This is a genomic window from Dactylosporangium fulvum (assembly GCF_025137375.1).
In the GTDB taxonomy this organism is placed as follows: Bacteria; Actinomycetota; Actinomycetes; order Mycobacteriales; family Micromonosporaceae; genus Dactylosporangium; species Dactylosporangium fulvum.
The window spans coordinates 5,506,346-5,527,590 of sequence record NZ_CP073720.1; the positions used below are offsets into that span (position 1 = coordinate 5,506,346).

Genomic DNA, 21,245 nt, shown 5'->3' on the forward strand with positions numbered 1-21,245 from the left:
GTGACGGCCTCCTACCGCTGGACGCGGCCGAGCAGGCGGTCCGCGATGATGTTGCGCTGGATCTCGTCGGCGCCGCCGTAGATCGTGTCCGCGCGGGTGAACAGGAAGAGGCGCTGGGCGTCGGTCAGCTCGTACGGCGCGGCCTCGATGACCGTCGCGGCCGCGCCGCCGACCGTCATCGCGAGCTCGCCCAGGCGCTGGTGCCACCCGGCCCACAGCAGCTTCGCGACCGAGGCGCCGGCCGGGTCGGGCTCGGCCGCGCTGAGCGTACGCAGCGCGTGGTGGCGCAGCCCCTGCAGGCCGGCCCAGGCGTCGACGATCAGGTCCGCGACCAGCGGGTCGTCGAGCGCACCGCGGTCCCGGGCCTGCGCGACGATCGCGTCGAGCTCCTGGGCGAAGGCCATCTGCTGGCCGAGGGTGGCCACGCCGCGCTCGAAGGCGAGGGTGCCGGTCGCGACCCGCCACCCGTCACCGGGCGCGCCGACGACGAGGCCGGCGTCGGTGACGGCGTCGTCGAAGAAGACCTCGTTGAACTCGGCGGTGCCGGTGAGCTGGACGATCGGGCGTACCTGCACGCCGGGCTGGTCCATCGGCACGAGCAGGTACGACAGCCCGGCCTTCTTCGGCGCCGAAGGATCGGTGCGCGCCAGCACGAAGCACCAGTCGGCGACGTGCGCCAGGGAGGTCCACACCTTCTGCCCGGTGATCCGCCACCGCCCGCCGTCGAGCACGGCGCGGGTCTGCACGTTGGCGAGGTCGGAGCCGGCCTCCGGTTCGGAGTAGCCCTGGCACCACAGCTCCTCGGCCCGCGCGATCGGCGGCAGGAACCGGCGCCGCTGCTCGTCGGTGCCGTGCGCGATGAGCGTCGGCGCGAGCAGGTGCTCGCCGATGTGGCTCAGCCGGCCGGGACCGCCGGCCCGCGCGTACTCCTCGTGGAACACCACCTGCTCGGCGATGCTCGCGCCGCGGCCGTACGGAGCCGGCCAGCCGAGACCGATCCAGCCGGCCTCGCCGAGCACCCGTTCCCAGCGGGCCCGCAGCTCGAGGTGCTCGTGCTCGCGGCCGGGCCCGCCGCTGCCGGCCAGCGGCGCGAACTCGCCGGTGAGGTGCTCGGCCAGCCACTGCCGGACCTCGTCGCGGAAGTCAGGCGCCATAAACGGCCGCCGGTTGCGGAGCCCGGGCCAGCAGGTCGCGCACGACGGGGCCGAGCTCCTCCTGGTCCCAGCGGCGGCCCGCGTCGCTGACGTCGCCGTGCTGCCAGCCGTCGGCGACGCCGATCCGGCCGCCGGAGACCTCGAAGACCCGGCCGGTGACGTCGCCGGCCCCGGCGCTCGCGAGCCACACGACGAGCGGCGAGACGTTCTCGGGCGCCATCTCGTCGAAGCCCGACTCGGGCGCCCGCATGGTGGCGGCGAAGACCTCCTCGGTCATCGGGGTGCGCGCGCTCGGGGCGATCGCGTTGACCGTGACGCCGTGGCGGGCGAGCTCGGCGGCGGCGACCACGGTGAGGGCCGCGACGCCGGCCTTGGCGGCGGCGTAGTTGACCTGCCCGACGCTGCCCTGCAGGCCGGCGCCGGAGGTGGTGTTGACCACCCGCGCGGCGACCGGGGTGCCGGCCTTGGCCTGCGCCTTCCAGTACGCGGCGGCGTGGCGCAGCGGCGCGAAGTGCCCCTTGAGGTTGACCCGCACCACGTCGTCCCACTCGGCCTCGGTGACGTTGGTGAGCATCCGGTCGCGGACCAGGCCGGCGTTGTTGACGAGCGCGTCGAGCCGGCCGAACTCGGCCACGGCCCGGTCGACGAGCGCGGCGGCGAAGTCCCAGTCGGCGATGTCGCCCGGGACCGTGACGACGCCGGGGCCGAGCTCGGCGGCGACGGCCTCCAGGTTCGCCGCGGACAGGTCGTTGAGGACGAGCTGCGCGCCGGCCGCGGCGAACGCGAGCGCGTGTGCGCGGCCGAGTCCCTGCCCGGCGCCCGTGACGATCACCGTTCTCATGCCTTCATGACCTCTCGTTGGTATCGGCGCACCTTGTCGCGCACCCCGACCGGGTCGTCCGCGTCGGCGCGGATCACCACGCGGGCCACGCCCTGGGAGCGCAGGGTCTCGAGCTCGGCCCGGCTGCCCGGGGCGCGCATCGTGATCTCGACCTCGGCAGGGTCACGGCCGACGGCGCGGCACTCGGCGCGGAGCTGGTCGAGCAGCGTGGTGAACGCGTCGCCGTGGACGCCGAGGGGGTACCAGCCGGCGCCGAACCGGGCGGCCCGCCGCACCGCGGCGCGGCTGTGGCCGCCGACGTGGATCGGCACCGTGCCGTTGACCGGGCGAGGCTTGCTGTGGACGGCGTCGAACGAGACGAACCGGCCGTGGAAGGTCGCCGGCGAGCCGGTCCACAGGGCGTGCATCGCCGCGAGGTACTCGTCGGCGCGCGCGCCACGCTCCTCGAACGGCACGCCGACGGCGGCGTACTCCTCGCGCAGCCAGCCGACGCCGACGCCGGCCAGGAGCCGCCCGCCGCTGAGCACGTCGACGGTGGCGAGGCGCTTGGCCAGGTCGACGGGGTGGTGCTCGGGCAGGATGAGCATGGCGGTGCCGAGCCGCAGCGTGCTCGTGTGGGCGGCGGCGAAGGTGAGCCAGTGCAGCGGGTCGGGGATGTCATCGTCCGCGCCGAGGCTCATCCGGCCGCTGGTGTCGTAGGGATACGGCGAGGTGTAGTCGTCGGGGACGACGACGTGTTCGACCGCCCACACCGACTCGCAGCCGAGGTCTTCGAGCAGCCGCACGAACCGCGCGGTCGCGGCCGGATCCGCGGCGCCGGCGCCCTTGAGCACCGGCATGACGCCGAGTTTCAGCTCCACGGCGGCTACTCTACCAAACGCTTGCTTGGTAGAGTAGCCGCCATGTCCTCCCGCGACTTCCTCTACCGGCCCGGCGCGGCACTGGTGACCGGCGCCACCGGTGGCATCGGCGCCGCCGTCGCCCGCATGCTCGCCGCCCGCGGCGCCACGGTGGTGCTCGCCTACCGCTCGTCGGCCGCCGCGGCCGACGAGCTCGCCGCCGAGGTCGGCGGCAAGGCGGTCCGGGCCGACCTCACCGACCCGGACTCGTGCGCCGGACTGCTGTCCGCGGCCGGCCCGATCCACACCCTGGTGCACGCCGCCGGACCGCACGTCCCGATGCTGCACCTGAGCCGGGTCACCCCGGCGCAGTTCCACGAGCAACTGACCCAGGACGTCGCCGCCTTCTTCAACGTCGTGTCCGCCGCACTGCCGGCCCTGCGCGCGACGAAGGGCAGCCTGGTCGCGGTCACGACCGCGGCGACCCGGCGGTTCCCGGTGCGCGACGGACTGTCGGCGGTCCCGAAGGGCGCCGTCGAGGCCCTCGTCCGGGGCATCGCCGCCGAGGAGGGCCGCTTCGGCGTGCGGGCCAACTGCGTCGGCCCCGGCATGCTGACCGACGGCATGGCGACCCGGCTGATCGAGAGCGGCGACCTCGACGAGCGGGCGCTGGAGGTGACCCGGTCGAACATCCCGCTGCGGACGTTCGGCACGGCCGAGGACATCGCCGAGGCGGTGTGCTTCCTCGCCAGCGACCGGGCGAGGTTCATCACCGGCCAGAAGCTCGACGTCGACGGGGGCTACGCCGCCTGACCCGGATGCCCCACGCTGCTACACATGACGCGGTTGCGTGGCATCCCGTACGACGCGGTCTGCGTCGGCCTGCTCGTCGTGTCGGCGGTCGTCGTGCTGGCGACCTCGAGCGTGTCGGCGACGGTGCCGGGCCTCCTGCTCGCCAATCCCCTGATCTGGTCACGGATGCTGCCGAGGCGCTCGGCGATGCGGGTGTCCGGCGGGCGGTTCGAGGTGCCGGCGGCCCGGCTGCCGCCGACCGCTCACCTCGTGCTGCTGCTCGCCTGCGCCGCAGCACTCGTCGGGCACCGGGGCGACCTGCCGCTGTTCGGCCCGGTCGTGTGGGTGGTCGTGACCGCCCTGGTGGCGGCCGCGCTCACCCTCGCGACGGCGGTCGTCCGCGGCTGCGGGCGGCTGGTGCTGCACCCGGACGCGCTGCGCGTCATCACCTTCCGCCGCACGGCGGTGGTGCCGTGGGACACGGTGGCCGTCGGGCCGGAGCCCCGGCCGGGCCCGCTGGACAACAGCCGGCTGGTGACCGCCCGGCCCCGGGCGGCGTCATGCTGCCGCTGCAGCTGACCGGGGCCCGGCGCGAGTTCGTCCTCGACGTGATCAACTTCTACCTGCGGCACCCCGAGGAGCGGGCCGCGATCGGCACCGCGGCCGGCTACGACCGGCTCCTCGGGGCGCTTGCGGTCAGTGGGCCGCGGTCTTGAGCACGCCCATCTTCGACTGGTACACCGCGTCGAGGGCCTTGCCGCCGTCCTCGCACGTCGCGACCACCTCGCCGCGGACCAGGACGTAGCCGCGGGCCACCCCACCGCGGACGGCGCCCAGCGCCGGCTCGGCCATGAGCACCGCGACGCCCTCCGCCGCCAGCTGGGTCACCGTGCGCAGCAGCTCCTGCACGATGAGCGGGGCCAGGCCGGTCATCATCTCGTCGAGGAGCAGCACCCGCGGGGAGCCCATGAGCGCGCGGGACACCACGAGCATCTGCTGCTCACCGCCGGACAGGACACCGACCAGGCTCTTGAGCCGGGTCCGCAGGATCGGGAACCGGTCGATCGCGATGTCGACCGCGGATCGCGGCAGGCCCAGCAGTTCCGCCATGACCTGGAGGTTGTCGGCGACGTTGAGCTTCGGGAAGAGCTGCCTTCCCTGCGGTACGACCGCGATACCGGCCCGCGCACGCGCGGCGGCCTTGAGGCGGCTCACGTCCTCGCCGTCGAGGAAGACGCGACCGGTCGACGGCACCGAGCCATACGCCGCGAGCAGCGCGCTGCTCTTCCCGGCGCCGTTCGGGCCGACCAGAGCGGTGACCGTGCCGCCGGGTGCGGTCAGGTTCAGGCCGGTGACCGCGCTGGCGTGCCCGTAACGGACCGCCAGCCCTTCGAGGCGCAGCTCATGAGACGACATGCGGGGACTCCTCGACTTCCGCGACGCCGAAATAGACCTCTTGCATCTGCGGGCTGTCCAGGCACTCGCGCGGACCGCCGTCGAACACGGCCCGGCCGCGGTCGAGCAGCATGATCCGGTCGACCAGTCCCGCCACCAGGTCGACGTTGTGGTCGACCAGGATGACGCCGTGACCGCGCCGCTGCACGGTCCGGACCACCTCGGAGATGCCCGCGACGCCGGACGCGTCGGAGCCGGCGAACGGCTCGTCGAGCAGCAGCACGAGCGGGTCCTGGCCCAGTGCCCGGCCGACCTCGACGAGCCGCTGCTCGCCCAGCGACAGGTCGCCGGCGGGGCGGTCGAGCCGGTCGATGCCGAGCTCCTGCGCGATCGCCTCGACGGCGGCGGTGTCCGACGCGAGCCGGGGACGGAAGGCGCCGCTGAACGAGCCGGCGATCATCTGCCAGACCGTGCCGTGGCGCCGGGCCACCCGCCCGAGCAGCAGGTTTTCCGCCACGCTGAGCTCGAGGGCGAGCTGCGGGTACTGGAAGGTGCGCGCGAGCCCGGCCTTCGCCCGGCGGGACGCGGGGCCGGCGAGCCGCTGCCCCCGCAGGGCCAGGGTTCCCTCGGTCGCCGGCTGGGCGCCGGAGATGAGGTCGACCAGGGTCGTCTTGCCCGCGCCGTTCGGCCCGACGAGGCCGAGGATCTCCCCCGCGTCCAGCGAGAACGACACGTCCTGCAGGGCGGTCACCCCGCCGTAGCGCTTGGTGAGGCCGGATCCGACCAACAGTCGCTCAGCCACGTCGTCCCCCTACGAGTCGCACGAGTCTGCTCGCGTAGCCGATCACGCCCTGCGGCGCGACCAGCAGGATCACCAGCACGCCGAGCGCGAGGATCAGCGTGCCGCTGGTCTCCACCGCCGGGAAGTTCAGCGTCAGCTGCACCGCGATGACGGCGCCGAGCACCGCGCCCCACGGCGTGGCCGAACCGCCGATGAGCGGCATGAAGATGGCCAGGAACACCAGGTTGAGCGTAAACGTGTCGGGGGTGACGCTGCCCGCCGAGTAGGTGAACAGCCCGCCGCCGACGGCCGCGATGGCGGCGCCGATGGCCAGCGACACGAGGTTCATGACCGGCACGCGCACGCCGGCGGCCTCGACGGCGCGGGGCGCGTCGCGCATGGTCCGCACGATGACACCCCACGGCGACATGCGCATCCGGTCGAGCAGGAACGCGATGACGCACACGACGACGACGGAGCCGACGACCACCTGGTAGTGCGACGGCTCCCAGCCGAAGATGTTGAGCTTGCGCAGCGAGCCGAGACCGCCGGAGCCGCCGGAGATCCCCTCCGCGTCGACGAGCAGCGCGGTGAACGCCATGCCGAACAGCAGCGTGACGGCGGCGAGGAAGAACCCGGAGAGCCGCCGCGTGGCGAGGCCCAGCAGGACGGCGACCGCGGCGGCGACGACCGGGCCGGCGATCCAGGCGAGGACGAGCGGCAGGCCGCTCTTCGCCGAGATCAGGCCGACCGCGTAGCCGCCGATGCCGGCGTAGGCGCCGTACGCCATGGAGAGCGAGCCCGCCATGAGGTACGGGACGTACATGCCCAGCGCCACCAGGGCGTAGGTCGCCGTCGTGGTGATGAGCGTCTGCTTGTAGCCGTCGGCGCCGACCCACAGCAGGAGCAGCACGCCACCGACGATCCCGCAGAGCAGCCCGAGCGAACCGGGGACGCGTTTCGTCATGCTCTGACCCTCCTCACGAAGAGCCCGCTGGGCTTCAGGGCGAAGAACAACAGGGCGACGAACAGCAGCCCGTAGACGTGCGACTGGCCGCCGAAGTAGTACGGGACGAACACCTCGACGGCGCCGAGGACGAGGCCGCCGACGAGCGGGGCCCAGATCGAGCCGGTGCCGCCCACGACCATCGCGAGGAAGCCGGACAGCGCCCAGCTCAGCCCGGACAGCGAGCTCACCCCTGCCTTCGAGGCGAACAGCAGGCCGGTGATGCCGGCGAGCAGCCCGGAGAGCAGGAACGCGATGAGCCGCACCCGGTTGACCGGCAGGCCGAGCAGGCCAGCGGCGTGGGTGCTGTCGCCGACGGCCCGCAGCAGCCGGCCGGTGCGGGTGTAGCGGATCCAGGTGGCCAGCGCGGCGAACGCCACGACGGCGAAGCCGAGCAGCAGCACCGTGCTGGGCTGCACGACCGTGTCGCCGACCGGCACCGGGTCGAACGTCAGCAGGGCCTGCCCCGGCAGGGTCGTGTAGCCGAAGAGGTACCCGGCGAGTTGCTGGATGGTGAAGAGCACCGCCGCGACGGCGACGAGTGCCGGCAACTCACCGCCGCCGGAACGGCGTTGCACAGGTCGTACGATCGCTAGCTCCGTGACCGCGGCGAGCGCTCCCGCCGCCAGGACCGCCACCAGGGCGGCGGCCCACACGTTCATCTCCTCGTAGATGACGAGGTAGGACGTGCAGAGGCCGCCGACCATGGCGTACGGGCCGATCGCGAAGTTGAAGAAGCCGGCGCCCACGAGGACCAGGTAGTAGGCCAGCGCGAGCAGGCCGAAGAAACACCCCATCTCGAGGGCGGACAACCACAGTTGTAGTTGGCCCATCGGTATGACTCCCAGGTCAGTAGGTCAGGTGGTCATTTCTTGCACGGAGGCTGGTAGGTCGCCCATGGGCCCTTCGGCTTGTTGTCCGAGCCGAATTCGACGAGGGACAACCCGCACGGCCCGTCGGCGCCGAGGTGCTTGTCCGCGCTGAAGCTCAGCGTGAAGTTGGCCTGGCCGAACGTGGCCGGGTACCCCTGGATGCTCTGGATCGCCGCGTTGAGCTTCTTCGGGTCGTCGGGGCCGCCGGCCTTCTCGATCGCCTGCTTGAGCAGGTGGACCGCGTCCCAGGCCTGCGCGTCGTAGGCGGTGATGTCGTAGTCCTTGCCGTACTTCGCCTGGAGCAGCGTGATGAGCTCCTTGGTACGGGGGTTCTCGTTGTTGATGGAGCCCATGAAGATGAGCCCGTTGAGCGCGCCGGGCGCGGCGAGCTTCCACGACGAGGGCTGGTTGCCGATGGAGGCGAGCGAGAACCGCTTGGTGCCGGCCATCTGGTTGCCCAGCGTGTTCTGGGCGAGGACCTCGAACGCGCCGCCGACGCTGGTCACGAGTACCGCGTCCGGTTTGGCGTTCTTGATCCGCGCGACCTGGGCCGACAGGTCGCTGGCGTTGACCGCGCCCTTCTCCGTGGCGACGAACTCCACGCAGCTCATGCCGGCGAACAGGGCCTTGTTCAGGCCGGCGATGGTCGTGGTGTCGTCGGTGAGCACGCCGATCTTGGCGATGTTCGCGGCCTTGAACGCGCCGCAGTACACGTCGGCCCAGTCGTTGGTGGTGTTGGCGAGCATGTAGATGAGCTCGTGGTCGGGCGGGGCCACCAGGGTCGCGGTCACGCCGGTGGGGGCGATGGCGGGCAGGCCGAGCTGGGTCAGGGTCGACTTGGCCTGGAGGACGGCCGCGCTGCCGCTCTGGAGGAGCAGGGCCTTGGCGCCCTGACCGGCGAGCTTCTGGAGCACGGCGGGAACCTTGGTGGGGTCGGACTCGTCGTTCTCGACGACCAGTTGGAGCGGCCGGCCCATGACGCCGCCCTTGTCGTTGATGTCCTGCACGGCCAGCCGGATGGTCTTGCCGGCGATGGTGCTGTACGAGGCGCCGGCGCCCGTGCTGTCCTCATCCAGGCCGATGATGATGGGTGCGCCGGTTGCGGTGCCGTTGCTCGGCTTGTCGTCACCCGCCTTGTTGCCGCAGCCGGCGACGGCGAGCGCCACCAGCGCGAGGCAGCCGACGATCCGACTCGTCGATGAAACGCCCATTTGTACCCCTGTCACGCAATTATACGAATCGTCAGCCTCGAGTGTCGTGATCGCGGACGTAGCCGCCAGAGTGCCCGCTCCAAAACCTAACAAGCGCTTGGTTTTTACATCTTGGCGACGGCCGCTCGGCGTGTCAAGGACGCGGGGAGCACCTGGACGTAACAGAACCGTCAAACTCGCGCCCTGCTCACGGCGTGTCGGAGCAGGCACTGACCGCAACGATCCAAAACCCCGACGCACACCCCGCACGGGCGCGCGCCACCGGCCGGCCAGACCGCCCGACGCGGACACCCAGCCAACCGGACCGCCACTCAGACACCGGACGGCCCAACTACGCGCCGATCTTGGAGTTGTGGCGCCATGAACCTCCGAATTTGTCCGGATTTGTCAAGCACCACAACTCCAAGATCAGCGCGGTTGTCGGGGTTGACGCGCGAGGGATCCAATTGCGCAACAGGCTCTCCAGCAACACGGAATTTCCACGATCCCGACTTCGGCGAGGTTCGGCAGCCGGCGAGCCGCACGGAAGTCGGACATTCCCGACATCTTGGTGCATCGACATCGATCGATCAGCACGGTTTTTCATGATCCCGAAGACTTGTGGCACCCCTGGCAGCACAAAGTCTTCGGGATCATGAAAAACTGCCGGACATCCAATCGGGATACATCGATTACTTCCCACCAAATGGACCACCGGCGGCCTTCGCGCCTGGACAGGCCGATCGAGTAGCGAAAGGCGGCTGCTCGGGCTCGAAAACACCCCGGCCTGCCTCAGGAGCAACCCGGCCGGACACCTCGGCAGCTCAGCCCGCAACAGGCCGACAACGTGCCGGCAGACCGACTGACAAACGGCCCAAAGACCGGCCCCCGCCGACGAATCGACCAGCCGACCGGTCGCCGGCTCGACCGGCAGCCCGCGAATCGAGCCGCCCCGCACCCGGCCAGCGCTTCGCTCAGGCCACCACGACAGCCGGCGCCCGCCCGCCCACAGGCCAACCGGAACCGCCGGACAGGCCAGCCGGAACCGCCGGACAGGCTACCGCCCCCGCCCCCAGGGAGCGGCCAGGCCCGGCAGCACCGGCCCCCGGCGCGTGAACGGAGATGGAAGAATCGGGCCCCTATGGAACCGAGCAGGGTCCTCGCCGCGCTCGCCGACCTCGCACCGGCCGGTCGGGAGCGCACCCTCGACGTGGCCAAGGGGGACCAGCCGCTGGTCTGGCTCGACGAACCTGACCGGGCGCCGAAGCAGCGCGCCGTCGACCGGCTCGCCGCCCTCGACATGCTGCACCGGGACGAGCGGATCCTGCGCCGCGGATGGGCGTGGTTGCTCGGCGTCGCCGAGATCGACGGCACCGTGCGCAAGCTGCGCCTGCCGCTCGTCGCCGAACCCGTCCGCCTCGAACGCGCCACCCGAGCCTACCGCGTCGTCCCCGCCGGCGACCTCGAGCTCACGCCCCTCGTCACCGACCGTGACCTCGCCGCCGTCCTGGAGGCCGCGCCCGGGCTGGGGACGGCGGCGTGGCTCGACACCACCGGTACCGCCGCCTGGGTCACCACCGCCGCCGAGGCCGCCGGGCTCAAGCCGGACCGGGTCGCCAGGGACGCCGCACCGATCGCCAAACTCCCCACGAGCGAGCTGCTCGGGCAGGCGATCGCCGGGCTGTACGTCGCCCGGGACGTGTCGTCGGCCGGCCTGCGTGACACCCTCCGCGCCTGGGCGGCCCGGACCGGCCTGGAGCACACAGCCCTGGCCACCGTGTACGGCACCGGGCCACAAAGCCGGGACGGCGCCGGAACCGAGGACGTCGTCTCGCCCCTGCCCCTGAATCCGGCCCAGCGGGAGGTCGTCCGGCGGACCCGGCACGAGCAGGTCGTGGTCGTCTCCGGGCCGCCCGGCAACGGCAAGAGTCACGCCGTCGTGGCGGCGGCCCTCGACACCGTGTACCGCGGCGGGTCGGTGCTCGTCGCCACGCAGTCCGCGCACGCGGCCGAGGTGCTCGGCGAGTTGCTCGGCCGGTACCCGGGACCCGAACCGGTCCTGTTCGGCAACGCCGAGCGGCGCGACCGGTTCGCGGTCACGCTGACGTCGGGCCTGCCGGGCGGTACGACCGCACGGCAGCTCCACGCCGACGAGGCCGCGGTCGCCGCCGCGCGGGCGGCCGTCGACGCCGTCACGGCCGGCCTCGGCGCCGCCCTCGACCTCGAGCGCAAGGCCGCGTCGCTGCGCACCTGGGAGCCGCTCCTGGCCGGCCTGCGCGCCGAGGCGCCGCGGGTGTTCGCGCCCGGCTTCGACGTCGGCGCGGCCCGGCGGCTGATGCGGCGCGGGGTGCTGCGGCGCTGGCGGCTGCGGCGCATGACCGGTGCCGACGAGGCGCGGTTGCCGGCGCTGCTCGACGCCGTCGAGGCCGACCGCGCGGCCGCGACGCTGGCCGTCAACGGCGGCACCGACCTCGGCCCGGCGTGGGCCGCGCTCGCCCGTGCCGACGCCGACCTCGCGACCGCGATCGGCACCGCGATGCGCCACGCCGCCGTCAGCGCGCGGCGGTGGGACGGCGGCGCGCGGCGCAGTACCGCCGCACTGGCCGCGGCCCTGCGCGCCGGACGGAACCGGCGGCGGGAGGCCCTGGCCGCGCTCGACGGGCCGGCGCTCGTCGGTGCGCTGCCGCTGTGGATCGGGACGGTCACCGACGTCGAGGACCTGCTGCCGCCCACGCCGGGCCTGTTCGACCTGGTCATCCTCGACGAGGCGGCGCACATCGACCAGCTCCGCGCGGCACCGGTGCTGGCCCGGGCGCGCCGCGCGCTGGTCGTCGGCGACCCGAACCAGCTGCGGTTCGTCAGTTTCGTCGCCGACGTCGACGTCGCCGCCACGCTCGCCCGGCACGACCTCACCGACCGGGTCGACGTGCGCCGGTCGAGCGCGTTCGACGTCGCGGTCGGCGCCGCGCCGGTCACCTGGCTCGACGCGCACTACCGCTGCGCGCCGCACCTCATCGACTTCTCCGCGCGGCGCTTCTACGCGGGCCGGCTCGCCCTGATGACCCGCCATCCGCGCACCGAGCGCATCGACGCCATCGACGTCGTCCACGTGCCCGGCGCGACGGTCGCCGACGGCGTGAACCGCGCCGAGGTCGACGCCGTCCTGCGGACCGTCCGCGAACTGTCCGCCGCGGGCGTGACCGGCGTCGGCGTGGTGACCCCGTTCCGCGCGCAGGCCGACGCGATCGAGTCGGCCCTGCTCCAGCAGTTGCCGGTCGAGGAGATCGAGCGGCTCGGGCTGCGCTCCGGCACCGTCCACGCCTTCCAGGGCAGCGAGGCCGCCACGGTCGTCGTGTCGCTCGGCCTGGTCGACGGCGACTCGCCCGCCCGGCAGCGGTTCGTCGCCGACCCCAACCTGTTCAACGTCATGGTGACGCGCGCCCGCGACCGGCTCGTCGTCGTCACGTCCCTGACCGGCGGTGCCGGCCTGGTCGCGGACTACCTGGCACACGCCGAGGGCCCGCGGTCCTCTCCCGCCGACACGGATCCGGCGGCGGTACCGTTTGTGCGTCGCCTGGCGGCCGAGCTCACGACGGCCGGTCACGACGTGCGCGTCGGCTATCCGGTCGGCGACTGGCGCGTCGACCTCGTCGTCGACGGGGTGGGGCTGATCTGCGGCCCGCACCTCGACGGCAACGCCGCGCACATCGAGCGGCAACGCGCACTGCTGCGGGCCGGCTGGACGTTGCGCGACGCGTTCGCGAGCCGCTGGGCCGGCGACCCGGTCCGCGCCGCGCTGGACCTGTCCGGCGAGCTGACCGGGGCACTACCGGGAATCTCAGGGTAGGACCGCAGGTTTTCCCCGAGGTCGCCGGGCGGTTCACGGCGCAGACTGGACGCATGTCAGTACGTCGCACACTCCACGCCGTCGGCGCCGCGCTCGCCGGCACGGTGACGGCCAGCGGCGCCGAGGCTCCGCCGGCCGATCCCCGTGAGGTCCGCGCCCTGCTGGTCGAGATCGGCATCCTGCGCCCGGACGCGTTCGAGGCCGAGGTGCCGCGGGCGCTGCGCCGCTTCCAGGTCCGCGCCGGGCTGCTCGTCGACGGGGTCGCCGGCCCGCGGACGGTCCAGGCCCTGGCCCGGTCCGCCCGCGAGGCCCGCCACCTGCGCGCGCTCGGCGTCGCCGCGTAGGAGGCGGGCGACCCGGCGGGTCAGCCGAGCGTGTCCCGGTAGCCCCGGTCCAGGAATCGCGTCTCCGGCTCGAACGGCGCGCCGGCCGACCGCGCGAACTCGCTGGCCAGCAGTTCGCCGGTCCGTGTGTCGAACACCAGGGACTGCGTCCCCTGGTCGCCGGGCGTCGGCATCGGGCCCTTGCCCGTCGGCGCCGTCACCCGGATGCCGGTCCGGCCGTCGGCGCCGGTCTCCTCCCGGCCGCAGGTGACACCGTCGGTCGCGGCGAGGAACCGAAGTATCGCGGCCCGGTGCGCGGCGTCGACGACCCGCTCCCTGTTGAAGTCGGCGACGCCGATGAGCGCCTGCGACGGCCCGTTCTCCCGCGGCTGGTAGAGCGCCTCGGCCATCGCCGCCGGGTCCGCGGCCGGTATCGGCCTGACCGAGAACTCCCCCGGCGACCGTTCCTCGGTCGTCACCCCGCGCGGCCGAATCGTCTCCGGGTGGTCGCGGAAGTACTGCTGGGACGCCTTGTCGGCGAACGCCGCCTCGCCGCGGTCGACGGTCAGCCGGCCGGAGCCGTCCGCGGCGCTCCACTGCTCGACCACTTCGGTCCAGGTGGCGCTGGCCAACACGTCAGGCTTGCCGATGATCTGCGTCGTCATCCCGCTGCGGCCTTCCGTCTTCACGTACTCGTACCTGCCCGAGCGACCGTCGTAGGGCGCGGGCTGGAGTCGGTCCGCCAGCGCGGCCAGGCAGGCGGCCGACCCGCTCGGCCAGGTCACGCCGGGCGCGATCGACGGCGGCGCGGCCGGCTGCCCGTCGGTGCCGCCCAGCAGCACCGCCGTGCCGCCCCCGAGGACGACGAGTGCCGCGAATCCCGCGGCGACGACCAGCGACGCGCGGTGGCGGCGGGTCGGCGGGGTCGCGGCCACCCCGTCGTACGACGTGATGTCACGTGCGGCGCGCTCCAGCACCGCGTCGACGTCGCCCTTGCCGACGGGCATCCCGGCGGCCGGATCGGTCTCGGCCAGCAGGTCCAGCAGGTCCATGCTCATCACTTTCCCCCTCTCACGGGTACTGTTGCCGGCTCCGGCCGGTCGCTCAATTTCGCGGCGAGCCGCCGCCGGGCACGGTGCAGCCGCACCTTCGCCGCCGTGATCCCGCATCCCAAGACGACGGCGGCCTCGCCGACCGTGAGCTGCTCCCAGGCGACGAGCCGCAGGATCTCCTGGTCGTCCTCGGACAGCCGGCCGAGCGCGGCGCGCACGTCGATCAGCCCGGCGACCTGCTCGTGCGGGTCCCCGGTGGCCATGTCCGGCAGCGGTACCCGCTGAGGCCCGGCGCGTTCCGCCCGCCAATGGTTGGCGAGCAGGCGGCGGGCCACGCCGTACAGCCACGGCAGGGTCTTCGGCGGCACCTCCCACCGGCGGCGCCAGACGACGAGGAACACCTCCTGGGCCAGTTCCTCGGCGGCGCCGGGCGTGGCGAGGCGCCGCAGCCCATACCGCACGACGTCCGGGTAGTGCCGCGCGTACACCGCGCGGAACCACTCGGCACCGCTATCCTCGACGACGTTCATACCCCTGCTTGTGTGCGCCGGCGTGGGATGGTTACACCCTCAGTAGCTGAACGTGGTGCGTCGCCATGACGCCCCCGACGAGGGAATCGCCCGGGCCGGCTTGCGGCCCGCGCCCGGCGGCGTGGAGGATGCGGCCGTGCGGTTCCTCGTCGGCGGGCAGGTCGTCGTGCTCGCCTACGGCGGTGCGGTGCACGTGGTCCAGCTCGCCACCGGCGGCTGGCCGCCGTATGCGTGGGCGCCGGCGTGGCTCGCCGGGTACTTCACCGCGCTCACCGTGCTCGACCCCCTCGCCGCGGGCCTGCTGTGGGCGCGGCGGCGGGCCGGCCTGGTGCTGTCGGTGACCGTGCTCGTCACCGACGCGGCGGCGAACGGCTACGCCACCTACGGGCTCGGCCTCGACGCGCCGGCCGCGCGGATCGCGCAGGCGGTGATCAGCGTCCTCGCCCTCACCGCCCTCGTCACCGCCCCGGCGGTCTGGAAACACCTGACATTGACCAAAGATCGATAAATCTACATACTTCCATACGTGCAGAAGAGACTCGGCCGGCTGATCGCCGCCGCATTGCTCATCCTCGGTACCACGGGCGCGACCATCGTCGCGTCGCCGTCGCCCGCCCTCGCGGACGGCTGCTACACCTGGAGCGGCATCCTCTCGCAGGGCTCGTCCGGCGAAGGCGTCCGCCAGCTGCAGATCCGCGTCGCCGGCTACCCCGGATCCGGCGCGGTGCTGACCATCGACGGGGCCTACGGTCCCGCGACGAAGGCCGCCGTGCAGCGCTTCCAGTCCGCATACGGCCTGTCCGCCGACGGCGTCGCCGGACCCGCCACCTTCAACCAGCTCTACGCGCTGCAGGACGACGACTGCACGCCGGTGAACTTCTCGTACGCCGAACTGAACGACTGCAACTCGACCTGGACCGGCGGGAACGTCAGCGCCGCGACAGCGAAGGCCAACGCGCTGGTGACGATGTGGAAGCTCCAGGCGCTGCGGCACGCCCTCGGCGACCAGCCGATCCGGGTGACCAGCGGCTTCCGCAGCGTCGCGTGCAACAACGCGGTCGGCGGCGCGGCGACCAGCCGGCACCTGTACGGCGACGCCGCCGACCTCGGGGCGGGGCCGCACTCGCTGTGCACGCTCGCCCAGGCCGCGCGTAACCATGGCTTCGCCGGCATCCTCGGCCCGGGCTACCCCGACCACAACGACCACACCCACGTCGACGGCCGCCCGAGCCGCTTCTGGTCCGCCCCGAACTGCGGCGTGGCCGGCCTGACCGGCGGCATGGACCCGCTCGGCGACAACTGACCCTGCCCACCCCCACCCTGCGTCGATCTTGCAGTTGCGGTGATGACAAACTCGCGATCCGGGCACCACAACTGCAAGATCAACGCGATCGGGGCGCCGTGCGGGAGGGTGGCTGGCGAACTGGTCCAGCGCAGCCTCGACCAGTACAGTCATATTTGGTCCCTTTTGTCCGCTCCGTCAGTGTAACGGAGCCACCGCCCGGCGGGTGGCGATTGACACCCGGCTGGGCCACCCATACGGTTCGAGCCACCATGACGCACCTCGGCGGATCATCCAAGCTGCTCAGAGCCATGAACGACGCGGCAGCGCTCAGCCACGTCCTCGAGCGCGGGCCACTCACCCGCGGTGAGCTGCGGGAACTGACCGGCCTGTCCAAGCCGACCATCTCCGAGGCGCTGCGCCGGCTCACCGAGGCGCGGCTGGTGACCGTCGTGGGCTATGTGAGCGCGGGGCCGGGTCCGAACGCGGAGGTCTACGCCGTCAACCCCGACGCGGCCTACTCCGTCGCGATCTCGGTCCGCGACCGGGGTGACAGCGACACCCCCACCGTGACCGCCGCCGTCACCGACCTCGCCGGGACCGTGCGCGGCCGGCTCGAGTCGGCCGTCGACTTCACCCGGACCGACCCGGTGAGCGCGGTCGTCGACACCGTCGAGGACGTGTGCAAGGAGGCCAGGGTCGCCCGCGATCCGGTCGCGCAGGTCCAGATCGCCGTCGCCGGGTCGTATGACGCCCGCGGTGACGTCCTGCACCACGTCGACGTGCCCGGCTGGGGGCGCCCCGGCCTGATCGAGGACCTGCGGCGCCGGCTCGGCGTGCCGATCGGCGTCGACAACGACGTCAACCTGGCCGCCGTCGCGGAGCGGTCGCACGGCGCGGGCCGCGACGCGGAGAGCTTCGCGCTGCTGTGGCTCGGCGAGACCGGCCTCGGCCTGGCCATCGACCTCGGTGGCACGCTGCTGCGCGGCGCGCGCGGCGGCGCCGGCGAGATCGGCTACATGCCGATGATGCTGCCCGACCCGGCCGACGGGCGGGCGCTCACCGGCCGGGTCGACTTCCAGGACCTCGTCGGTGGTGGCGCGGTGCTCGACCTCGCCGCCGAGTACGGCATCCGGGAGGCCACGGCGGCCGGGACCATGGCGGCCGCGGTGGCCCGCGCGGAGGACCGCGACGAGGCCGCCCGCAGTTTCGTCACCGCGCTCGCCGGGCGGATCGCGATCGGGCTGTCCGCGGTGGTCGCCGTGCTCGACCCGCCGCTGGTCGTCATCGGCGGTGAGGTCGGCCAGGCCGGCGGGCCGCTGCTCGGCGCCGCGGTGGCCACGGCCCTCGCCGAGGCGGCCCCGCTGGACACGACGATCGCGACCACGACCCTGCACGACGACGCCGCCCTGCTCGGCGCGCAAGAGGCCGGGCGCGCGACCGTGCGGGAGGACATCCTGGCCGCGCTGCGCCGCCCGTAGCCGACGGGCTTGTTCGCCGCCGTTCTGGGCAGAGTCCGCGGATGACGAATCCGGTCGTACTCATCACCGGCGGCCTCACCGGTATCGGGTGGGCCACCGCGCAGGCCTTCGCCCGGCAGGGCGCCGACGTCGTCGTCTCCGGGCGGCACGACGAGGAGGGCGAGGCGCTCGCCGGGGAACTGCGGTCCGCCGGGGTGCGGGCTGCCTACGTGCACACCGACGTCCGCCGCGACGACGAGGTACGGCGACTGGTCGACGGCACGATCGAGCGGTTCGGCCACCTCGACGTCGCGGTGAACAACGCCGGCACGCAGACGCCCACCGGGCCGCTGCAGGAACAGTCGCCCGACACGTACGCCTCGACCTTCGACACCAACGTCCTCGGCGTCATCCTCAGCATGAAGCACGAGCTCAGGGCGATGCTCCCGCAGCACCGCGGCAGCATCGTCAACGTCTCCTCGGTCGCCGGGCACATCGGCATGCCGGACGCGGCCGTGTATGTGGCCAGCAAGCACGCCGTCGAGGGGCTGACCAAGTCGGCGGCACTCGAGACGGCCACCGAGGGCGTGCGGGTCAACGCGGTGGCGCCGGGCGCGACGCAGACCGGGATGCTCGACCGGTACGTCGGGACGCCCGAGGGCAGGCACGCCTTCGAGGATTCGGTGCCGGCCCGCCGGTTCGGCACCCCGGACGAGATCGCGCAGGCCATCGTGTTCCTCGGCTCCGACCAGGCCAGCTACATCACCGGCCAGGTCGTGTCGGTGGACGGCGGATACTCGGCCCGATAGATACGTCCCGCGCCGGAACGTGTACCTTCCCTTCGACTTCAGTCGAAGGGAAGGTGAGCGCGGGACATGCATATCAACGACTTCTTGAGCGCGATCCCGATCGGCCTGTTGATCGGCGTGCTCGGGCGGCTCGTCCTCCCGGGCCGCCAGTCGATCGGCGTGTTCATCACGTTTCTCATCGGCGTCGGCGCGGCGCTGCTCGGCACCCTGGTGGCGGAGCTGGTCAACCTCGACGACAAGGCGGTCGTCAAGGTGTGGAAGATCCAATGGAGCTGGTGGGAGCTGGGGATCCAGGTACTGTTCGCGGCGATCGGCATCGGCCTGGCCAACATGCTGACCTACACGAAGCTGGCCTCGAACGCCGACCGCCCGCGCCGCCGCCCCGCCCGCAAGCGCCGCACGAAGGCGTCGTCCAACAAGGACTGACAACCAAGGACCGGCCTGGCCGCCGCGCGCCCGGGCCGGCCAGCACCGCCGTGGTCGATCGTGCTGGTCTGCGCGATGTCAAGCGCGGCCATCCGTGTCCTCACCTGTCGTCTCGCTCGGCTCCACCGGCCCGTCGCCGCCGAGGGTCCGCACCGCGGCGGCGATCGCCTCCGGCGTCAGTGCCACGGCGAAGGGCACCACCTCGAAGTACTTGACCGAGCTCCCGTCACGCGCCGTCTCCAGCGCGCCGCTGACCAACCCGGCCGCCTCCAGTCGCCGCAGATGCATGTAGAGCAGCGGCCGGTTCATCTCCAGCCGCCGCGCCAGCTCGCTGACGTAGGCGCGGCCGTGGGTCAGCGCGGCGACGATCCGCAACCGGTGGGGGCTGGCCAGGGCAGCCAGCACCCGTAACAGCTCAGCGCCGGAGGTGGGGGTATGGCTCATCGCGGTACGGCCCCAATGCTCGGACCGACGGTGTCAGATTATTCTGACACCCATTCCGACGTGCGTAAAAGTCCCTGACAGGAGAGGCCGCCCTTTCCAACGCCCGCACCGCGAGGGATGGTGGAAGGCGGGGAGGCGTGGAGGGGGTGCGCCATGCAACTGGCACGGAATCCGATCGTGGTCGGCGTGGACGGGTCGACCGCGAGTCTCGGGGCGGTGCGCTGGGCCGCCGACGAGGCCGCCAGACACGGATGCACGTTGCGGGTCGTGCATGCGATGAGCTGGGAAGGGCCGGCAGACGGGCAGGGCGTCGTGCTCGACGCCGCGGCGGAGGTCCGCAACTGGCAGCCCGGCATCGAGATCGAGACCATGACCATCGGCGGCTCGCCCGCCAGCGTGCTGCAGGACCAGTCGCGAACTGCGTCGCTCGTCGTCATCGGCGGGCGGGTGCACGAGGGCGGCCTGCTCGACGCTTCGGTAGGAGCCCACCTGTCGGGGTTCGCCCACTGCCCGGTCCTGGTGGTGAACAACGGCTGGCGGTGGGCCGACCCGATGAGCTCCCTCCCGCAGCACGCACCGGTGGTCGTCGGCGTCGACGGTTCACCGTCGAGCCAGCGGGCGCTCGCGTTCGGCTACGGCGAGGCGGCGGCACGCCACGTGCCACTCGTCGCCCTGCACGCCGGGCGGACCCGGCCGCACGAGGCCGTGGCCGCGGAGATGGAGCCGTGGCTGCGCCGCCACCCGGAGGTGGAGACGCGGTTCACCAGCCGGGACGCTCCGGTGCTCGACGCCCTGACCGAGGCCGCCCGCACGGCGCTGCTCCTGGTCATCGGCGCACACCGCGTCGGATGGTACGAGCACCCGCGCCCGAACCCGGTGACCCAGCTGATCGTCCACCACGCCGCGTCGCCGGTGCTCGTCACCCGCAGCGTCTGACCGCCGTATCAGGCGCTACGAAGCGCTGCCCTCCCGCGCGGGCTGGAACACGTCCGCGGCCGCGAGCTCGGTGATCACCGCGTTGAGGTCGTCGATCTGCTCGTCGGTGTTCGCCGCCGTCACCTGCACGCGGAAGCCGACCTGGTCGCGGGGCACTCCCGGATACGGGGCCAGGGTGACGAAGAGGCCGCGTGCCCAGAGCAGCTCCGACACCTCGACCAGGTCGCGGTCGAGGGCGATCGGCAGCTCGATGATCGGGGTGTCGTCGGTGTTGGGGGTGAAGATGCCGAGGCCGCGGACGTGGTTGAGCACGCGCATCGACATGCGGTGGAGGTCGGCGCGCAGCTTGTCGCCGCGCTCGGCGTTGACGTCGAAACCGGCGAGCACCGTCGCCAGCGACGCCGTCGGGGACGGGCCGGAGTAGAGGTACGGCGCCGCGGACGCCTTCAGCCGGTTCTTGAGGACCGTGGGCACCGCCAGGAAGGCGAGCAGCGACGAGTAGGCCTTCGAGAAGCCGCCGACGAGCACCACGTTGTCGTAGTCCTCGCCGTGGTAGCGCACGATGCTGTTGCCGTAGCAGCCGTACGGGCTGGTCTCGTCCTCACCGCGCTCGCCGATGACACCGAAGCCGTGCGCGTCGTCGACATACAGGACCGCGCCGTGCTGCCGGCAGAGGTCGAGGTATCGCGGCAGGTCGGGGATGTTGCCGGTCATGCTGTTGACCCCGTCCGTGCAGACCAGCACGGGGCCGCGCGCCGCCGGCAGGAGGGCGGCGAGCTCGTCGAGGGTGCGGAAACGCTTGAGCTCCGCGCCCTGCGCGCGGGCGAAGACGCACCCGTCCCAGATCGTCTTGTGGGCGCGGCTGTCGACCAGCAGCGTGCCCTGCTGCGCGAGGGCCGGGATGACCGACAGGTGGATCTGCGTGATCGTCGGCAGGACCAGGGTGTCGGGCGCGCCGAGCAGCGCGGCCAGCCGTTCCTCGATCTCCGGGTAGAGCCGCGGGTTGCCGAGCATCCGCGACCAGCTGGGGTGGGTGCCCCAGCGGCGCAGCTGGTCCTCGACCACCCCGATGATGTCGGGCTCGAGGTCGAAGCCGAGATAGTTGCACGACGCCCAGTCGGTGAGCCAGTGGTCACCGACGCGGATGCGCCGGCCGTCGATCTCGTCGATCACCGCGTCGTAGAACCGGCTGTGGGCGCGGAGATGGGCGATGCCGCTGTAACGGGGGTCCTCGTCGACGGCGGTGGCGAGCTGCTCGACTAGCAC

Annotated in this window: 23 protein-coding genes; 11 read left to right on the top strand and 12 right to left on the bottom strand. The window is 72.8% G+C overall.

Going from position 1 to position 21,245, the window contains the following annotated elements:
• Positions 1 to 11 precede the first annotated feature (11 nt).
• From Dfulv_RS25945 to Dfulv_RS25955, 3 genes are read right to left on the bottom strand one after another with little or no spacing between them, the layout of a single operon-like run.
• Complete coding sequence (locus Dfulv_RS25945) at positions 12 to 1,154, bottom strand: acyl-CoA dehydrogenase family protein (RefSeq protein ID WP_259855903.1); 1,143 nt, start codon at positions 1,152 to 1,154, stop codon at positions 12 to 14.
• Entirely contained in the window at positions 1,144 to 1,995 is an 852-nt protein-coding gene (locus tag Dfulv_RS25950; protein WP_259855904.1) for an SDR family oxidoreductase, read from the bottom strand. Before Dfulv_RS25950 ends, Dfulv_RS25945 begins: the two co-directional genes overlap by 11 nt.
• The gene (locus tag Dfulv_RS25955) at positions 1,992 to 2,855 is read right to left on the bottom strand and encodes an LLM class F420-dependent oxidoreductase (protein ID WP_259855905.1); all 864 of its coding nucleotides are present in this window, start codon (positions 2,853 to 2,855) and stop codon (positions 1,992 to 1,994) included. The genes Dfulv_RS25950 and Dfulv_RS25955 overlap by 4 nt, the downstream gene beginning before the upstream one ends.
• A gap of 42 nt (positions 2,856 to 2,897) precedes the next feature.
• Here Dfulv_RS25955 and Dfulv_RS25960 point away from each other — a divergent pair, with 42 nt between their 5' ends.
• The 3 genes from Dfulv_RS25960 to Dfulv_RS25970 are packed head-to-tail and all read left to right on the top strand — an operon-like array spanning position 2,898 to position 4,342.
• A complete protein-coding gene (locus tag Dfulv_RS25960; protein ID WP_259855906.1) occupies positions 2,898 to 3,647 on the top strand; it encodes an SDR family NAD(P)-dependent oxidoreductase in 750 nt (249 codons plus the stop codon).
• A gap of 24 nt (positions 3,648 to 3,671) precedes the next feature.
• The gene (locus tag Dfulv_RS25965; protein ID WP_259855909.1) at positions 3,672 to 4,205 is read left to right on the top strand and encodes a hypothetical protein; all 534 of its coding nucleotides are present in this window, start codon (positions 3,672 to 3,674) and stop codon (positions 4,203 to 4,205) included.
• The gene (locus Dfulv_RS25970) at positions 4,187 to 4,342 is read left to right on the top strand and encodes a hypothetical protein (RefSeq protein ID WP_259855911.1); all 156 of its coding nucleotides are present in this window, start codon (positions 4,187 to 4,189) and stop codon (positions 4,340 to 4,342) included. The genes Dfulv_RS25965 and Dfulv_RS25970 overlap by 19 nt, the downstream gene beginning before the upstream one ends.
• Here the strand turns inward: Dfulv_RS25970 and Dfulv_RS25975 are convergent.
• The 5 genes from Dfulv_RS25975 to Dfulv_RS25995 are packed head-to-tail and all read right to left on the bottom strand — an operon-like array spanning position 4,323 to position 8,891.
• On the bottom strand, positions 4,323 to 5,042 hold the full coding sequence (locus Dfulv_RS25975; protein WP_259855913.1) for an ATP-binding cassette domain-containing protein: 720 nt from the start codon (positions 5,040 to 5,042) through the stop codon (positions 4,323 to 4,325). The two genes, Dfulv_RS25970 and Dfulv_RS25975, sit on opposite strands and share 20 nt — an antisense overlap.
• Entirely contained in the window at positions 5,029 to 5,823 is a 795-nt protein-coding gene (locus Dfulv_RS25980; RefSeq protein WP_259855914.1) for an ABC transporter ATP-binding protein, read from the bottom strand. The genes Dfulv_RS25975 and Dfulv_RS25980 overlap by 14 nt, the downstream gene beginning before the upstream one ends.
• A complete protein-coding gene (locus tag Dfulv_RS25985; RefSeq protein WP_259855916.1) occupies positions 5,816 to 6,769 on the bottom strand; it encodes a branched-chain amino acid ABC transporter permease in 954 nt (317 codons plus the stop codon). The genes Dfulv_RS25980 and Dfulv_RS25985 overlap by 8 nt, the downstream gene beginning before the upstream one ends.
• Complete coding sequence (locus tag Dfulv_RS25990) at positions 6,766 to 7,641, bottom strand: branched-chain amino acid ABC transporter permease (protein ID WP_259855919.1); 876 nt, start codon at positions 7,639 to 7,641, stop codon at positions 6,766 to 6,768. Before Dfulv_RS25990 ends, Dfulv_RS25985 begins: the two co-directional genes overlap by 4 nt.
• A 32-nt stretch (positions 7,642 to 7,673) precedes the next feature.
• The gene (locus tag Dfulv_RS25995) at positions 7,674 to 8,891 is read right to left on the bottom strand and encodes an ABC transporter substrate-binding protein (protein ID WP_259855921.1); all 1,218 of its coding nucleotides are present in this window, start codon (positions 8,889 to 8,891) and stop codon (positions 7,674 to 7,676) included.
• Between the two features lie 1,120 nt (positions 8,892 to 10,011).
• Between Dfulv_RS25995 and Dfulv_RS26000 the strand changes: the two genes are divergently transcribed.
• Positions 10,012 to 12,717, top strand: a complete 2,706-nt coding sequence (locus Dfulv_RS26000; protein WP_259855923.1) for an AAA domain-containing protein — start codon at positions 10,012 to 10,014, stop codon at positions 12,715 to 12,717.
• A gap of 53 nt (positions 12,718 to 12,770) precedes the next feature.
• Entirely contained in the window at positions 12,771 to 13,061 is a 291-nt protein-coding gene (locus Dfulv_RS26005; RefSeq protein ID WP_259855925.1) for a peptidoglycan-binding protein, read from the top strand.
• A 20-nt stretch (positions 13,062 to 13,081) separates the two neighbouring features.
• Here the strand turns inward: Dfulv_RS26005 and Dfulv_RS26010 are convergent, their stop codons facing one another.
• Both Dfulv_RS26010 and Dfulv_RS26015 read right to left on the bottom strand, forming a co-directional pair.
• A complete protein-coding gene (locus Dfulv_RS26010) occupies positions 13,082 to 14,092 on the bottom strand; it encodes a hypothetical protein (protein ID WP_259855926.1) in 1,011 nt (336 codons plus the stop codon).
• Between the two features lie 5 nt (positions 14,093 to 14,097).
• A complete protein-coding gene (locus Dfulv_RS26015) occupies positions 14,098 to 14,622 on the bottom strand; it encodes an RNA polymerase sigma factor (protein WP_259855927.1) in 525 nt (174 codons plus the stop codon).
• A 55-nt stretch (positions 14,623 to 14,677) separates the two neighbouring features.
• On the opposite strand from Dfulv_RS26015, the gene Dfulv_RS26020 reads away from it, so the two are divergent.
• The 5 genes from Dfulv_RS26020 to Dfulv_RS26040 all read left to right on the top strand — a co-directional run bounded on the left by Dfulv_RS26020 (position 14,678) and on the right by Dfulv_RS26040 (position 18,599).
• The gene (locus Dfulv_RS26020; RefSeq protein WP_259855928.1) at positions 14,678 to 15,130 is read left to right on the top strand and encodes a hypothetical protein; all 453 of its coding nucleotides are present in this window, start codon (positions 14,678 to 14,680) and stop codon (positions 15,128 to 15,130) included.
• 18 nt (positions 15,131 to 15,148) lie between these two features.
• Complete coding sequence (locus tag Dfulv_RS26025) at positions 15,149 to 15,925, top strand: D-Ala-D-Ala carboxypeptidase family metallohydrolase (RefSeq protein WP_259855929.1); 777 nt, start codon at positions 15,149 to 15,151, stop codon at positions 15,923 to 15,925.
• A gap of 290 nt (positions 15,926 to 16,215) precedes the next feature.
• On the top strand, positions 16,216 to 17,385 hold the full coding sequence (locus tag Dfulv_RS26030; RefSeq protein ID WP_259855930.1) for an ROK family transcriptional regulator: 1,170 nt from the start codon (positions 16,216 to 16,218) through the stop codon (positions 17,383 to 17,385).
• 41 nt (positions 17,386 to 17,426) lie between these two features.
• Positions 17,427 to 18,173 (top strand): SDR family NAD(P)-dependent oxidoreductase, encoded by a 747-nt coding sequence (locus Dfulv_RS26035; RefSeq protein ID WP_259855931.1) that lies wholly within the window; start codon positions 17,427 to 17,429, stop codon positions 18,171 to 18,173.
• A gap of 66 nt (positions 18,174 to 18,239) precedes the next feature.
• On the top strand, positions 18,240 to 18,599 hold the full coding sequence (locus Dfulv_RS26040; protein WP_319805692.1) for a GlsB/YeaQ/YmgE family stress response membrane protein: 360 nt from the start codon (positions 18,240 to 18,242) through the stop codon (positions 18,597 to 18,599).
• Positions 18,600 to 18,677: 78 nt separating this feature from the next.
• Here the strand turns inward: Dfulv_RS26040 and Dfulv_RS26045 are convergent, their stop codons facing one another.
• Positions 18,678 to 19,043 carry an ArsR/SmtB family transcription factor gene (locus Dfulv_RS26045; protein WP_259855935.1) on the bottom strand — a complete coding sequence of 122 codons (366 nt, stop codon included), beginning with the start codon at positions 19,041 to 19,043 and terminating at the stop codon, positions 18,678 to 18,680.
• Between the two features lie 153 nt (positions 19,044 to 19,196).
• On the opposite strand from Dfulv_RS26045, the gene Dfulv_RS26050 reads away from it, so the two are divergent.
• Positions 19,197 to 19,979: a universal stress protein gene (locus Dfulv_RS26050; protein WP_259855936.1), complete on the top strand. Its 783-nt coding sequence runs from the start codon at positions 19,197 to 19,199 to the stop codon at positions 19,977 to 19,979.
• Between the two features lie 15 nt (positions 19,980 to 19,994).
• Here the strand turns inward: Dfulv_RS26050 and Dfulv_RS26055 are convergent, their stop codons facing one another.
• Positions 19,995 to 21,245: an aminotransferase class I/II-fold pyridoxal phosphate-dependent enzyme gene (locus tag Dfulv_RS26055; protein WP_259855937.1), complete on the bottom strand. Its 1,251-nt coding sequence runs from the start codon at positions 21,243 to 21,245 to the stop codon at positions 19,995 to 19,997.